The organism is Cardiobacterium sp. Marseille-Q4385, from assembly GCF_916618745.1.
In the GTDB taxonomy this organism is placed as follows: Bacteria; Pseudomonadota; Gammaproteobacteria; order Cardiobacteriales; family Cardiobacteriaceae; genus Cardiobacterium.
This window is the reverse complement of record NZ_OU745373.1, coordinates 391,300-406,566: the sequence shown is the minus strand read 5'-3', so window position 1 is coordinate 406,566 and position 15,267 is coordinate 391,300. Positions and strand designations below refer to the sequence as shown.

Annotated in this window: 13 protein-coding genes and 1 pseudogene; 12 read left to right on the top strand and 2 right to left on the bottom strand. The window is 60.7% G+C overall.

The genetic code is table 11. The features are described from left to right. Positions 1–43 precede the first annotated feature (43 nt). The 3 genes from LG374_RS01970 to LG374_RS01960 all read left to right on the top strand — a co-directional run bounded on the left by LG374_RS01970 (position 44) and on the right by LG374_RS01960 (position 1,588). The gene (locus LG374_RS01970; protein WP_225756132.1) at positions 44–661 is read left to right on the top strand and encodes a hypothetical protein; all 618 of its coding nucleotides are present in this window, start codon (positions 44–46) and stop codon (positions 659–661) included. A 136-nt stretch (positions 662–797) separates the two neighbouring features. Continuing rightward, positions 798–1,241 (top strand): MarR family winged helix-turn-helix transcriptional regulator, encoded by a 444-nt coding sequence (locus tag LG374_RS01965; RefSeq protein WP_225756131.1) that lies wholly within the window; start codon positions 798–800, stop codon positions 1,239–1,241. Further along, the gene (locus LG374_RS01960; protein ID WP_225756130.1) at positions 1,238–1,588 is read left to right on the top strand and encodes a DUF4267 domain-containing protein; all 351 of its coding nucleotides are present in this window, start codon (positions 1,238–1,240) and stop codon (positions 1,586–1,588) included. The genes LG374_RS01965 and LG374_RS01960 overlap by 4 nt, the downstream gene beginning before the upstream one ends. Positions 1,589–1,637: 49 nt before the next feature. Here the strand turns inward: LG374_RS01960 and LG374_RS01955 are convergent, their stop codons facing one another. Both LG374_RS01955 and LG374_RS01950 read right to left on the bottom strand, forming a co-directional pair. Next, positions 1,638–2,801: an SGNH family hydrolase gene (locus tag LG374_RS01955; RefSeq protein ID WP_225756129.1), complete on the bottom strand. Its 1,164-nt coding sequence runs from the start codon at positions 2,799–2,801 to the stop codon at positions 1,638–1,640. A 347-nt stretch (positions 2,802–3,148) separates the two neighbouring features. Further along, a complete protein-coding gene (locus tag LG374_RS01950; protein ID WP_225756128.1) occupies positions 3,149–4,549 on the bottom strand; it encodes an MBOAT family protein in 1,401 nt (466 codons plus the stop codon). Between the two features lie 306 nt (positions 4,550–4,855). On the opposite strand from LG374_RS01950, the gene LG374_RS01945 reads away from it, so the two are divergent. From LG374_RS01945 to LG374_RS01905, 9 genes and pseudogenes are all read left to right on the top strand, one after another. Next, complete coding sequence (locus tag LG374_RS01945; protein ID WP_225756127.1) at positions 4,856–5,464, top strand: hypothetical protein; 609 nt, start codon at positions 4,856–4,858, stop codon at positions 5,462–5,464. Positions 5,465–5,478: 14 nt separating this feature from the next. Further along, positions 5,479–6,063 carry an SMI1/KNR4 family protein gene (locus LG374_RS01940; protein WP_225756126.1) on the top strand — a complete coding sequence of 195 codons (585 nt, stop codon included), beginning with the start codon at positions 5,479–5,481 and terminating at the stop codon, positions 6,061–6,063. Positions 6,064–6,142: 79 nt separating this feature from the next. Then, positions 6,143–7,240 carry an ABC transporter substrate-binding protein gene (locus LG374_RS01935; protein ID WP_079540975.1) on the top strand — a complete coding sequence of 366 codons (1,098 nt, stop codon included), beginning with the start codon at positions 6,143–6,145 and terminating at the stop codon, positions 7,238–7,240. A gap of 72 nt (positions 7,241–7,312) precedes the next feature. Next, on the top strand, positions 7,313–8,371 hold the full coding sequence (locus LG374_RS01930) for a FecCD family ABC transporter permease (protein WP_370639321.1): 1,059 nt from the start codon (positions 7,313–7,315) through the stop codon (positions 8,369–8,371). Then, positions 8,368–9,174, top strand: a complete 807-nt coding sequence (locus LG374_RS01925) for an ABC transporter ATP-binding protein (RefSeq protein WP_225756124.1) — start codon at positions 8,368–8,370, stop codon at positions 9,172–9,174. Before LG374_RS01930 ends, LG374_RS01925 begins: the two co-directional genes overlap by 4 nt. Continuing rightward, positions 9,171–9,602, top strand: a pseudogene (locus LG374_RS01920) (pseudoazurin); the annotation flags it as partial. The gene LG374_RS01925 and the pseudogene LG374_RS01920, both read left to right, overlap by 4 nt. Positions 9,603–10,137: 535 nt before the next feature. Further along, the gene (pflA, locus tag LG374_RS01915) at positions 10,138–10,881 is read left to right on the top strand and encodes a pyruvate formate lyase 1-activating protein (RefSeq protein WP_225756122.1); all 744 of its coding nucleotides are present in this window, start codon (positions 10,138–10,140) and stop codon (positions 10,879–10,881) included. Between the two features lie 19 nt (positions 10,882–10,900). Beyond that, positions 10,901–11,401 carry a hypothetical protein gene (locus LG374_RS01910; RefSeq protein WP_225756121.1) on the top strand — a complete coding sequence of 167 codons (501 nt, stop codon included), beginning with the start codon at positions 10,901–10,903 and terminating at the stop codon, positions 11,399–11,401. Between the two features lie 64 nt (positions 11,402–11,465). Beyond that, complete coding sequence (locus tag LG374_RS01905) at positions 11,466–15,188, top strand: phosphoribosylformylglycinamidine synthase (RefSeq protein ID WP_225756120.1); 3,723 nt, start codon at positions 11,466–11,468, stop codon at positions 15,186–15,188. Positions 15,189–15,267 lie beyond the last annotated feature (79 nt).

Genomic DNA, 15,267 nt, shown 5'->3' with positions numbered 1-15,267 from the left:
CCATAAAAACGCTGATCCGTGTAAACCCAACCAGGAGCTAACCATGCACAAAACCCTCCTCACCGCCGCCTTGCTTGCCCTTGCCGCAGGCGCACACGCTGCCGACGAACTCACCAATAGCGGCATCAATAATCCGTTTGAAGGCTACGTTCACGGCACGAACCATTGCTATGCCTTCACCGCGCCGCAAGGCTGGACAATGGATAACACCGCGCTGGCTGCCGAAGGGGTACCGATGACCTTCCTGCCCGTAGAGCAGCCTGGCTTGAGCAATGCACGCATTTACACCCGTCCCGGAGACGGTGATGCAAGCGATCCGCAGGGCGCCATCCGCCGACAAGTGGATGACACCATTGCCCTCTATAAAGAGGCAGCCAAGCAGCCCAGCGCCGTCAAAGAAGCCGATGTGACGGGCAAAGACGGCGCACCCGGTGAACTGTGGCATTACACCGGCTACCCGACCCCGGGCATCGAAGAAATGGTTGTCTACTTCCCCGGCAAACAGACCCTCAACTACTTCGTGCTGCAACTGGGCAAAAACGCTGATCGCACCGCCGGCAAAGCGGCATTGCTCGAACTTGCCGCCAGCTACTACGAACGCGATAACTGCCAGCCCTGCGCCGCAGAGCCACAGTCGGGCTGCCAGAATCCGGCAAAATAAAACGCCGCCAAGCGGGATAAACACAGGGTTTCTCTACAAACTGCCCGGCACTCACGCAGAGAACATAGCGGTGTATTTTTGACAACCAGTTTTCATATAATGAAAACTGGTTGTCTATTTTCTTACCGGAGACCTTATGAACCATCAAGCCGTAAGCCAGCTGGTGCTGGGCATTTTTCGCCTGAACGGCCAAATTGCCGCTTGGGGCGATCGTTTTGCCGCTGCCAGTCAACTCACCACCGCGCGCTGGCAAGTGCTGGGCGCTATCGCCAGTGACGAAACACCGCCTACCGCGCCACAAATCGCTGAACGCATGGGTATCAGCCGCCAGGGTGTGCAAAAGCAGCTCAATCTGTTGCTGGCGGAGCAACTGGTCAATGCCCAGGACAACGCCGCCCACAAGCGTTCGCCCTGCTACACCCTCACCGCTAGCGGTCAGGCGCTACTGGATGACATCAGCGCCCGCTGGCGCGCGCAGGCAAGCGTTTGGGCGCAGGATTACCCGCCCGAAGCACTGGCCGCTGCGCTTACCGTCTTGGAAACGCTGTCCCGCCAAATCCAGTCTCCGGAGCAGCCATGAATCCTGTCCTGCTCATTGCCAACACCCTCTGCGCCCTGCTGGCCGTAACCGCCGCCCTGCTTGCCTTGATGCGCCCTGAGCTGATGCCGCGCGCGCAAAGCGTCAGTACTGATGCCCGTTTCTATGCACAAATGTATGCCGCCCGCGCCATCCCCTTCGGCTTGACGGCAGCGCTGGCGCCGTTTTTCTTCCATAACGGCGCGGTGCGTCTGTTGCTGATTGCCTTTGCCCTGACTCAGCTCGGCGACGCGCTGATCGGCTGGCGTCGCCGCGAATGGGGCATGGTGATTTTCCCCGGCTTTTGCGCGGCTGTTCACTTGGCTGCCGCTCATTTTGTGATGGTGTGAAAGGACGGCTGCCAAGCGGGGGAACTGCTATCTTGCGGACGGTATGCGTTCAGGGATTGATGCGGGCGAGAACGTGCTGCGTGAGGATTTTTTCGCCCTGGGTGGTGAAGTGAATGCCGTCGCTTTTACGCACCGCTACCGGTTTGCCGCGTTCGTCCGGCAGGTAGGTGGTGTAGCTGCCGTCCGCTTGGGCGAAGAGGCGGTTGGTGTTTTGGTAGTGCTGGCTGGCTTTTTCGACTTCATCGGCGATAAGGCCATCCAGGTAGCTGATTTTGTTGCTGTATTTCGGACTTTTCATCAGCGGTGGGCCGATCCATAGGGTTTTGACGTTGTGCGCGGCGGCAATCGTGAGGATTTTGCGGATTTCGCCACGGTAGTAGGTTTCCCATTCGGGGGTGCCGAAGTGCAGATTTTCTGCGGGTGCGGCGGGGTTCGGCGTGTTCTGCGGGTCGTTCGCGCCGAGCATGACAACGATGAGGCGCACGTCCGGGTTTTCATCAAGCAGGGTGGCGAGGTTTTCCGGCCAGTTGTAGTAATCGGGGTAGCGCAGGCCGCTGCTGGGTTTGCCGTGGTTCATGCTTTTGATGTGGTGGCGGCTGAGCAGTTCGCGCTGGATGTGCGGCGCGAGTGATTTCATCATGGAGTCGCCGATGAGCAGGACGCGGTCGTCAGCACCAAGCCGGATGGGGCCAGAAGGAGCGGCGGTTGGGGCGGTCGTTTTGTTGTCGTCGTCTGCGGCGGGCGGATCGGTGGCATCGTTGCTGTCGTCATCTTCGTCTTGCCAGGCCAGCGGCGGGGTCGGCGCGGCGGTGGCGCCAGGGATGACGAGGTCGAGCAGGCCGGGCGCGGGTGCCGGGGGCGTAGTGGTGGCGGCAAAGGCGTGTGTTGGGGTGCTGTTGATGATGTTGGTGTGCCAGCTGTCGTTGTTGGCGAGGTAGGTGCGGGCATAGATGGGGTGGGTATGGGCGAGTTCGGTGGCGAGGCGGTGGCGCCAGTCGCCGTCATCTTCTTCTTTTGCCGGTGTTTCGGCGCTGTCTGCCATGAGGGTTTGCGTGTCGTCGTCTTCTGCGACGCTTTCTTCAGCCAACGGGCGCAGGCGGGCCAGGGCGAGCGGGTCGTATTGGCGGGTATAGGTGTCGGTGGTGATGGCGGGCAGTTCGGCAGGGGTAACGGCCGCCCACAGGGCGCGGTGGTTGTCTTCCGGCGCGGGCAAGTCGGGTTCGGGCGGGGTAATGGGGCGGCGGGGGCAGGTTTTGGGGCTGCGGACTCTGCCGCTACGGCAGGTGCAGGCTGTGGTTTGGGGGCAGCGATGGTTTTCGGGATGGTGACGGGTTCGTGTGGCGCGCTGTTGCCCGCGCCCAGCAGGGTGTAGAGGGCGTTTTTGAGGCGGTCGCCGCTGCGCCACACGGCAAAGCGCTGTAATCCGGCGAGCGGCGAGGCGCGGTAGTAGGTTTGTTGCCAGTATTGTTCGATGCCGTGCTGCATCAGCCACAAGGCAAGGATGAAGGTGGTGCAGAGGGTGGCGAGGATTTTCAGGGTGCGGATCGGCATGGTCGTTTCTCAGTAATCGGCGTAGAGGATATTCGGGATGCCGCCGGGGGCGTAGGCGGCGATGGTCACGAGGATGAGGGTGAAGGTGAGCGCTTGACTGTACCACGGCAGGCGGCGCCACAGGTTGGCGGCGAGTGTCTGCCAGCCCGCGCTTTTCGGGTAGAAGTAGAGGATGAGGTTGAAGGCGAGGACGAAGGTGAGCGCACGCGCGGGTGCGTCCAGGGTAAGGTTGCCGCCGAGGGCGCGGAAGATGGCGCGGGTGTTGTCGGCGTCGTTTTTGTAGAAGACGGCCCAGGTGAGGACGATGTAGTGGATGGTGCCGTAGCGCGCCAGCGCCGGGCTCAGGGTGGCGACGGCGTTTTTGCCCATGAGGCGGTCACAGCTGTTGAGCACGATGATGCCGACGGCGTGCATCGCGCCCCAGAGGAGGTAGTTGCCGCTCGCGCCGTGCCACAGGCCCGAAAGCAGCATGGCGATGGTGAGGTTTGCTTGGGTGCGCAGGTAGCCGTGGCGGTTGCCGCCGAGCGGGATGTAGAGGTAGTCGCGTATCCAGGTGGAGAGGCTGATGTGCCAGCGCTGCCAGAAATCGCGCAGGTTGGTGGCGGCGTAGGGCATGTTGAAGTTGTCGGCGATGCGGATACCGAGGAGCAGGGCAAAGGCGGTGACGAGTTCGGTGTAGCCGGAAAAGTTGAGGTAGATGTAGAGGGTGTAGGCGTAGAGGCCGGCGAGGACTTCGATGGGCTGGTATTGCTCAGGGTTGCCGAGGATGGGCGTCGTCCAGTTTTCTTCCAGCCAGGCGTTCAACCACAGCAGTTTGACGAGGGCGCTGATCAGGAGAATGAAGATGCGGCCGGTCTCGCCGACGGCGCGCGGCGCGGTGGCGGCGTATTGCGGCAGCATGTCGCCAGCGCGGCAGATGGGGCCGGCCAGCAGGGTGGGAAAGAAGGCGAGGTAGAGGGCAAGGCGTTCGGGTTTTTCGACAACGATTTGTACGCGCCAGGCGGCGACGAGGTAGGTGATGGACTGGAAGGTGTAGTAGGAGATGCCGATGGGCAGGGCGATTTCAGCGGCGGGCAGGTTCCAGCGGATGCCGACGACGTGCAGCAGGGTCTGGCTGGCGCTGCGGAAGAAGTCGAGGTATTTCATCAGCGCGAGGTGGGCAACGGCAATGGCGATGGCGGCAGCGAGGTGTTTTTTGTTGCGGCTGCGCTGGATGTGACGCGCGGCGAGGTAGATGAAAGCGGAGTAGGCGACGAGTTCGAGGACAAAAAGGAAGCTGTATGTCGCGACCAGCAGGTAGCTGGCAGCGAGCAGCAGACGGTTTTGCACGACGACGCGCTCGCGCTGGCTCCAGTACAGCGCAAGGAAAAGCAGGAAGGCGGCAATGAATTCGGGGGCGAGGTAATTCATGGGCTTATTATCGCGGAAAGGTCGAATATTAACAATCTGTAAAACATCAGCAAGATTTACGCCATTTTGCGTCCTGTATGGAGGCCCGCATCCAAATGAGATTTATTGACATTAGTCTTCTCGATCGGCATGATGCGCCGCGTTTTTAGTGGGAGTACGCATGTTGAAGTCGTTGATGAATTTGGTTTTTTTCGCTATGACGCAGATTGAACCGGATAAAACCCGGCAGGATTCCTATCCGGAATATTGGCCTGTCGTGCCGCAGGGGACGTTTTTCCTGTATTTGCAACAGTGATGGAATTAAATATGGATGCTATAGATAATTTTCTGAATGCAATTATAAAGTTAGTTAGACCATTATTTTCCCGGAAAGGTCTAAAAAAATATCTGAATGGGATATTAGAACCTGATGTAGAAGAGCTTAAACTCATCGGAAACTATATTGAAGTTGTTCGTCCCAAAATGATCGCAAATGGTTCAAGTATTATTTTAAGGCAAATAGAGCAGATGAAAATACCTTATCTTAGAGATATTACGGTATATGAACTTGATTTTTTAATCGATAGTAATATAGATCTTCATGGAATATTTGATGTTATTATAGCTAAAGGTGGCTTTAATAGAGACTTAGCAGCCATTGTATGGAATGAAAGCAATAAGCATTATGAAGAGAGAAAGGTTCCGTTTATGGAAAAAATAATAATTCCTTTAGGGATTGCTTCAATTCCAGTTCTAGCTTATCTTCTTTATTATTTAGAATATTCTAAAATAAGTAATATGTATATCTTCTTTATACTTTATCTACTTTATTACGTATTTATTTTAATTCCATTGTCATCTGGGCCGTTCAATATAAACGACGCAAAAAAACGTCTATTGGCAGGCAACAATAGAGTGATTTTTGGCAATAATTAACTCTGTCTCTAAATATGCTTGAACCCCTAAACACCCTGCTGGCCGCGTCCAATCCGCATTTTGTCAACCGTGCAGAAGCAGGCGGCGACATCATCCCACTTAGCCACATCACTTTCCCGCCTGCGTCCGCAATCGCTGTTGCCGCGCTGGAAGACGCCTTGCAGGGCAGCGATACGGTCTTGCCCGCGCTCTATCGGGAAAGTGACGGTTTGCAGCTTTTCGCCAACCGTGCTGATAGCGACGAATGCTTTTTCTTCCTGCCGCTCGCGCACATGGCAGAAGAAAAGGCAGCGCTCTATGAATGGCTGCTGACGGATGACGAAAACTGCGAGGACGGTGATGCGGTGTACGGCGTCCCGACCTGGTGGGATAGCGCAGTCGTCTTTGCCGGCTTCGGGCAGGCACCGGAACGTTTTTATCTGGCAACCGCCGGTGCGCATCGCGGCAAGGTGTTTTATTACAACCATGAAGAATGCTCGATGCGGATTGCCGACAGCGTCGCCGGCTTTCTTGATTTGCTCTGCACCGATCCTGTCACGTTTATGCAGCGTTTTTACGATGTCGCCTATTGGGACATTGCCGCTTACCACCCCGCCTGATTTTCCGAGCCATCGCGCCTTGCGTCCGGGCGCGGCGGGTTTTACCCACGGGCGCACTTTCCCCACAACAGGAGCTTATATGCTGAAAAAACTGCTTGCCGCTGCCGTCGTCGCGGCGACCATGACCGCCGCCCACGCCGAGGTGAAGACCATCAAAGATGTGCTTGGCCGCGAAGTGAAAGTGGATGTGCCTGCAAAGCGCATCATGCTGGGTTTCTACTACACCGATTACCTCGCCGTTGGCGGTGAAAAAGCACTGGATAACGTCGTTGGCTTCTCGAAAGCCGTGTGGACGGACTGGACGCCCGCCAGCTGGGAGGTGTACAGCAAGGCGCTGCCGAAACTGAACGAACTCGCCGATGTGGGCGAAGTTGAAGTCGGCACCTTCTCGGTGGAAAAAGTGCTGGCGCTGAAGCCGGATCTGGTCGTCCTTGCCGACTGGCAATGGCAGGCGATTGAAGACGACCTCGAACCGCTGGAAAAAGCGGGCATCCCCGTCGTCGTCCTTGACTACAACAAAGAACAGCTGCCGCTGCATCTGGAAAGCACCCGCGTCCTTGGCGAAATTACCGGCCAGGAAGCGCGTGCCAAAGAAATCGCCGCCTGGTACGAAGGCGTGGTGAAAGACGTGCACAGCCGTGTGGAAAAATCCGGTCAGCCCAAGCCGAAAATCTATCTCGAATTCGGCAACAAAGGCCCGGCGGAATACGGCAACAGCTTCGGCAACACCATGTGGGGACCGCTCGCCGAGCAGGCGATGGGCAGCAACATCGCCGTTGGCCATGTTGAATACGCCGGCCCGATGAACCCCGAACAGGTTATCGTCGATAAACCTGAAGTCGTCGTCATCAGCGGACGCGAAACCGAGCTGAAGAAAAACGAACAGGCGCTGGTGATGGGTATCAACATCGCCAAAGACGAAGCGCTGAAACGCCTGAATGGCTACAAGACGCGCCAAGGCTGGGCAGAACTGCCGGCTATCAAAGATGGCCGTCTCTACGGCATCTATCAGGGCGCCTCGCGCACACTGGCCGATGCCGCCTCCATCCAGTACATCGCCAAGGCGCTCTACCCCGACGCATTCAAGGACGTTGACCCGCTTGCCACCTACCTCGACTTCCACAAGAAGTATCTGCCGGTCACCCCGGAAGGCACCTTCTTCCTGAAAGCGGAGTAATCCGTGCCGCAGCAAATCGTACAAGACACGATTGCCGCCCACCGCCGCCGCGAAAAGCGGCGGTGGACCATCATGCTGCTCTTCATCGTGTTCTGCCTCATCACCTTCATTCTTGATCTCACCAATGGCGCGGCTGGCGGCAAAATCAGCGCCAAAGACGTGCTCTACGCCCTGCTGCAATTCCGCGACACCGCGCCGGAAGCGGGCGCGGGTAGCCTCGCCCTGCACTGGTACAGCTTCCAGCAATGGCTCGGCATCGGCGGTGTGGACAACATCACCCACATCATCGTCAACCACCTGCGCCTGCCCATCGCCCTGATGGCGCTCGTCGCCGGGGCGGCGCTTGGCGCGGGCGGTGCGGAAATCCAGACCCTGCTGAATAACCCCATGGCCAGCCCCTACACCCTCGGCATGGCCGCTGCCGCCGGCTTCGGCGCCTCGCTTGTCGTCGTTTTCGGCACCTTTGGCCTCTCCGTGTACGTCGCCCAGCCACTCTCTGCCTTCCTCATGACCATGCTCGCCGCCGGCATCATGTTCATCTTCGCCTCCATGCGCCGCTTCTCCTCATCCACCCTGGTACTGGTCGGCATCGCCCTGCTCTTCATCTTCCAGTCCGCCTCCTCGCTCATGCAATACATCGCCACCCCGGAAGAATCACAAAAAATCCTCTTCTGGCTCTTCGGCGCCCTCAGCAAAGCCAAATGGCAGACCCTCGCCATCACCGCCGCCGTCACCCTCATCTGCATCCTGCTGCTCTTTGCCAACGTCTGGCAACTCACCGCCCTGCGCCTCGGCGAAGCGCGCGCCGCCAGCATGGGCGTGAACCTCGCCGCGCTCAGAATGCGCGTGCTGGTCATCGTCGCTGTCATGACCGCGACCGTCATCAGCTTCGTCGGCACCATCGGCTTCATCGGCCTCGTCGCCCCGCACGTCGCGCGGATGCTCGTCGGCGAAGACCAGCGCTACTTCCTGCCGACCGCCATGCTCGCCGGCTCTGCCTTCCTCTCCGCCGCCTCCGTCCTCTCCAAACTCATCAACCCCGGCGCGGAATTTCCCATCGGCATCATCACCTCCTTCATCGGTGTGCCGTTCTTCTTCTGGATCATCCTCTCGCGCAAGGCCAACACATGATGCAGATAGACCACCTCACCATCCATCGCGGCCAACTCTGCGTCGCCGACAACATCTCGCTCGAATTGCACCATGGCAAAACCTACGCCATCCTCGGGCCGAACGGGGCAGGCAAATCCTCGCTCATCAAAACCCTCTTTGCCGAACTGCCCTACAGCGGACAGATCCGCTATCGCGACAAAACCCTCAGCCACAGCCACCACATGGCCTGGCGCAAACCCATCGGCTACATGCCGCAGGACACCGTCGTCGATGCCTCGCTCACCGCGCTAGAAATCGTCCTGCTCGGCCAAATGAGCAATCTCACCATGCGCGTCTCGGACGAACAACTCGCCCGCGCCGCCGCCATGATGGAAACCCTCGGCATCGCTCACCTTGCCGGACGCGACGTCCTTGCCCTCTCCGGCGGGCAGAGGCAAATGGTCATGTTCGCGCAAGTCCTGCTGCGCGATCCGGAAATCCTCCTGCTTGACGAACCGGTGAGCGCGCTCGACATGCACCACCAGTGCGTCCTGCTCGAAGCCGTGCGCCACCACACCCGCGAACGCGACCTCATCACCCTGATGATCCTGCACGACCTCAACCTCGCCGCCCAATTCGCCGACGAAATCATCCTGCTGGCGGACGCCAAAATCCAGGCACAAGGCACGCCGCGCGACGTCTTGCAAAAAGAAACCATCGAACGCATCTACCGCGTCGAAGCCGCCGTGTACAACGACCCCGACGGTGCCCCGGCTGTCGTCATGCCGCGCCGCGCCATCCGCGACCCAAAACCTCACCCACCCACGGAGACAACACCATGAAAAATCCCCTCCTGACTCTCGTCCTGCTTGCCGCCGCCTCCGCCCACGCTGCCGAACACGAAGTAAAAATGCTCGACATCGGCGCCGACAAAGAGCCGATGGTCTTCGAACCCGCCGTGCTGAAAATCGCGCCGGGTGACACCGTCACCTTCCTACCGACCACACGCGGCCACAACGTCGAAAGCAAACTCGTCCCTGACGGCGCGGAAGCCTTCAAAAGCGAGCTGGACGAAAAATACAGCGTCAAACTCGACAAAGAAGGCGTGTACATCTATGTCTGCCCGCCACACAGCATGATGAATATGGTCGGCGTCATCCAGGTCGGCGAGGCGACCAACATGGACGCCGTCAACAGCCGCCTGCCCAAACTGGAAAAACGCGCGATGAGCAACAAAGGCCGCCTCAGCAAATACATCGAACAACTCAAAGGCGACAGCGCCGACAAACCCGCTGAAGCGACGGCAACGGAAAACAAACCCGCCGCAGCGACAACAACAGAATCCCAACCTGCCTCCGGCGACAACAAAGCGACAGCAAAATAAAAAAGGCGGGCTTGCCCGCCTTTCTCATGCCCACTTGCCGGACCCAGCAATGACGCCGCTTGGTGGCTTTCCAGCACAATGGCGCGACAAAGAAAGAAAAACGTAGAGACGTTGCCTGCAACGTCTCACGAACCCAGTATTTACGCCGCTTGACGGGCGCAGGACGGGCTTTAGCCCATCAAGCAGATGTGGCCTGCTTTTTGCATTTCGGGTAAGCGCAACCGCCAAGCGGAAAACTGCGCGTTTTTGATTTTGAGACGTTGCAGGCAACGTCTCTACGAAATTCAGCAACCACGCCGCTAGTCGGGCCCAGTGTTTTCCCGCTTGGCTCGCCCCGCATCACCCGTCGCGGTGGCGAGAGGACAGCCGTCCGGCGCGTAATCCGCTAAAATTACGCCATTCCCCACCCGAGGATTTCCCCATGCGCTACGGCATCATCCACTCCATCGAAACCTGCGGCACCGTGGACGGCCCCGGGCTGCGCTTCGTTGTCTTCACCCAGGGTTGCCTGATGCGCTGCCTCTACTGCCACAACCGCGACACCTGGGACATGGAAACCGACAAATCGCGCAAAGTCACCGTGGACGAACTGATGCAGCAGGTCATCCAGTACCGCTTCTACCTGAAAGCCACCGGCGGCGGCGTGACCGCCAGCGGCGGCGAATCCCTGCTGCAACCCGAATTCATCCGCGACTGGTTCGTCGCCTGCAAGGCTTACGGCATCCACACCTGCCTCGACACCAACGGCTACGCCCGCCACTACGACGATACCCTGAAAGAACTGCTGGATCACACCGACCTTGTCATGCTCGACCTCAAACAGCTCGATAACGAAATCCACAAAAAACTCGTCGGCGTGCCGAACACCCGTACCCTGATGTTCGCCAAACACCTGCAAGAGCGCGGGCAGCTTACCCGCGTCCGCTACGTCATCGTCCCCGGCTACACCGACGATGACCGCTCTGCACACCTTTTCGGCGAATACATCGCGCCGATGGACAACATCGAAAAAGTCGAGCTGCTGCCGTACCACGAACTCGGCGCACACAAATGGGCGCTGTGCGGCGATACCTACCAGCTCGAAGGCGTGCACCCGCCGCCGAAAGAAACCGTTGCCCACATCGCCGACATCGTCAAAAGCTACGGCAAAGAAGTCATTTACTGAACCTATGCAGGGAACGTCCATGCACAAAACCCTCCTCATCCTCCTCAGCCTGCAACTCGCCGCCTGCCAACTCTTCCAGCCGCCCATGAACGAAGAAGACGCCGTCATCGAGCATATCCCCGACGACGTCAACCTCGCCCAGCTGCACCACCTGATGAAAGCCAACCGCGAGCGGATGAAGCCGGGCAAACTCTCGCATAAACCCGTGATCAGCCAACTCTTTCCCGGCGAACAGGCGGATATCGAAATCGAACTGGACGCCGGCAAACCCTACACCTTCTTCGCCAACTGCACCGAAGATTGCCACGACCTCGACCTGGCGTTGACCCGCAGCGATAACCTCAGCCAACCGCTTGCCGCTGACACCAGCGGCGGCAGCAAAGCCCCTGTGCTGCACTACACCCCGACAGTGAGCGGCAAATATCGCGCCAGCGTCATCATGGCCTCCTGCACCGCCGCCCAGTGCTACTACAGCCTGCAAACCTTTACCACGTCTGCCGACAACGCGCCGCTGCGTTAAGAAAGCCGCAGATTCCCCCCGCCGCAGTACAATCCCCGCCACTTCCCCTTCACAGGACACCGCCATGCACCAGCGCCTCTACATCGAAAAACGCCCCGAATATGCCGACGACCACGCCCTCACCGAACGCCTGAAAACCCGCCTCGACCTCGCCGGCTTGCAGCGGGTGCGTCGGCTTGCGGTGTATGACCTCTACGACTGCCCGGCAGAACTGCTTGACCTCGCCGTCAGCCGCGTTTTCACCGACCCGGTGACCGACCGCACCCGCGACGCCCTGCCGGAAGCGGACTACACCCTCGTTATCGAACCGCTACCCGGGCAGTACGACCAGCGCGCCGATTCCGCCGGACAATGCCTGCGCCTGCTGGACGATGCCTTCGCGCCGACCGTCGTTACCAGCGCCACCGCCTGGCTGTTTGAAGGCAACCTGGACGACGCTGCGCGGGAAAAACTGCGCGCCCACCTCATCAACCCCATCGACAGCCGCGAAAAGAACCTCGCCGACACCAGCCTGCCGCCGTATCACACCGCATCCCCCGTACCGCGCTACGACGGCTTCCGCGCGCTGGATGGCGACGGCCTCGCCGCCTGGCACGCCGCGCACGGCCTCGCCATGACGCCCGCCGACCTCGCCCACATCCAGCGTTACTACCAGGCGGAAGGGCGCGACCCCAGCGAAACGGAAATCCGCGTCCTCGACACCTACTGGTCGGATCACTGCCGCCACACCACCTTCGCCACCCAGTTGCACGACATCCGCTTCCCTGACAGCGCCTTCGGCCAGGCACTGGCTGCCGACTACGCCGACTACCGCGCCCAGCGTGAAGCCGTCTATGGCGAGGCGGCGGCTGCTCGCCCCGACACCCTGATGGAACTCGCCACCATTGACGCCAAACACCGCCGCGCCACCGGCGGTCTGCAAGACGTGGAAGTCTCGGCGGAAATCAACGCCTGCTCCGTTTACGTGGACGTGGACGAAGACGGCAAACCCCGCCCGTGGCTGCTGCAATTCAAAAACGAAACCCACAACCACCCCACCGAAATCGAACCCTACGGCGGCGCGGCGACCTGCATCGGCGGCGCCATCCGCGACCCGCTCTCCGGCCGCGCCTACGTCTATCAGGCCATGCGCATCAGCGGCAGCGCCGACCCGCGCGAACCCTACGCCGCCACCCTGCCCGGCAAACTGCCGCAGGCCGTCATCGCCGAAGGCGCGGCGGCGGGCGCCTCGTCTTACGGCAACCAGATCGGCCTCGCCACCGGACAAATCGTCGAGTACTACCACGAAGGCTTCAAAGCCAAACACATGGAAGTCGGGGCCGTCGTCGCAGCCGTCCCCGCCGAAAACGTGCGCCGCGACACCCCGCAGGCGGGCGACCTCGTCCTGCTCATCGGTGGCGCGACCGGGCGCGACGGCTGCGGCGGCGCCACCGGCTCATCCCGCGCCCAGCACACCGACTCCCTGCACGAATCCGCCGCTGAAGTACAAAAAGGCAACCCGCCGGAAGAACGCAAACTGCAACGCCTCTACCGCAACCCCGACTTCGCCCGCCGCATCAAACGCTGCAACGACTTCGGCGCGGGCGGCGTCGCCGTTGCCATCGGCGAACTGGCGGACGGCCTCGACATCAACCTCGACGCCGTCCCCGTCAAATACCAGGGCCTCAGCGGCACCGAACTCGCCATCAGCGAATCCCAGGAACGCATGGCTATCGTCATCGCCGCCGAAGACCTCGCCGTGATGCAGGCACACGCCGCCGCCGAAAACCTGGACGCCACCCACGTCGCCACCGTCACCGCCGACGACACCCTCACCATGCGCTGGCAGGGCGATACCATCGTCAGCCTGAAACGCAGCCTGCTTGACAGCAACGGCGCGGAAAACCACCAGTACGGCGTCGCCCCCGCCGAACCCGATCCCGCTGCTAACCCGCTTAACGTCGCGAAAACCGACAACTGGGTGGACGCGCTCAAAACCCAACTCGCCAGCCTCGCCCATGCCGACCAAAAAGGCCTCGGCGACCGCTTCGACCACAGCGTCGGTGCCTCCTGCGTCCTCCTCCCCTACGGCGGTAAACACCAGCGCACCCCGGTTGAGGCCAGCGTGTACCAACTGCCGACCGACGGCAAAACCCACACCGCCTCCATCCTCGCGCACGGCTACAACCCTGCCGTCAGCGCCTGGTCGCCCTACCACGGCGGCCTGCTTGCTATCGTTGATGCCACTGCCCGCCTCGTCGCCTGCGGCGGTGATGCCGACCGCGCCCACTACTCCCTGCAAGAATACTACCGCCGCCTCGGCGACGACCCCGCCAACTGGGGCCAACCCTACGCCGCCCTGCTCGGCGCGCACCACGCCCTCACCGCCCTGGGTCGCGCTGCCATCGGTGGCAAAGACAGCATGAGCGGCAGCTACCACAACCTGCACGTCCCGCCGACCCTCATCGCCTTCGCCGTCGGCACCGTGGACGTGCGCCACGTCATCAGCCCCGAATACAAACAAAAAAACCAGCAAATCTACTGGCTGCGCTGCCCGCAAGACGCGCTGGGTCGCCCCGACCTCGCCGCCTTTGCCGCCAACAACCGCTTCATCCTTGAAGCCATCCGCGAAGGCAACATCAAAAGCATCCGCGCCGTGCGCCACGGCGGCATCATCCAGGCGCTCTACGAAAGCGCGCTTGGCAACCACATCGGCGTACACATCGACCGCCTCGACGACCCCATCCAGCCCGAATACGGCGGCTACCTCATCACCAGCGACGGCGGCCTCGGCATCAGCGAACACCTGCACCACCTCGGCTACACCACCGACGACGGCAACCTCACCATCAACGGTCAAACCGCCGCCATCCAAGACCTATACACCATCGCGAGCGGCGTCCTTGCCGACGTGTACCCGCCGAACCCCGCCGACAACGACAGCACCCGCCCGCCGCTTGCCACCGCCAAAGACGCGCAGCGCCAGCCACGCAACCATAGCAGCCTCGCCACCCCGCGCGTCTGCCTGCCCGTCTTCCCCGGCACCAACAGCGAACTCGACACCGCGCGCGCCTTCCGCCGTGCCGGGGGCGAAGTCATCGAAACCGTCATCTGCAACCGCAACCGCGACGCGCTTGCCGCCAGCCTGGATGCCCTTGCCGATAACCTCGCCGCGAGCCAAATCCTCGTACTCGCAGGCGGCTTCAGCGCTGGCGACGAACCGGACGGCTCCGGCAAATACATGGCGAACCTGCTCGCCAACCCACGCATCGCCGACGCCGTGATGGCGCTGCTCGAACGCGACGGCCTCATCCTCGGCATCTGCAACGGCTTCCAGGCGCTTATCAAAAGCGGCCTGCTGCCGAACGGCGTCATTGCCGCACCGCAGCCGGGCGACGCCACCCTTACCCACAACCGCATAGGCCGCCACATCGCCCGCGTCGCGACCACCGTCGTCGCCAACAACCACAGCCCGTGGCTGGCGGACTGCCAAATCGGCGAAGCGCACGACGTCAACTTCTCGCACGGCGAAGGCCGCTTCGCCGCCTCCGACGCCGTGCTGAAAACCCTCATCAAAAACGGACAAATCGCCTTCCAGTACGCCTCGCCCAGCGACCTCATGCCGAGCATGAAACCGCAGCACAACCCGAACGGCTCCCTGCACGCCATCGAAGGCATCACGAGCACCTGCGGCCGCATCCTCGGCAAAATGGGGCACAGCGAACGCCACCAGCCATTCGGCCAGCAGAACTACCCCGACTTCCGCGCCCAACCCATCATCGCGGCAGGCATCAAGGCCTTCAAATAAACCCACAAAAAATCCCCCGCTTGCGGGGGATTGCTTTATTGCGGGTTTGGGCGGGGGCGTTTCGGTGGGCTAAAGTCAC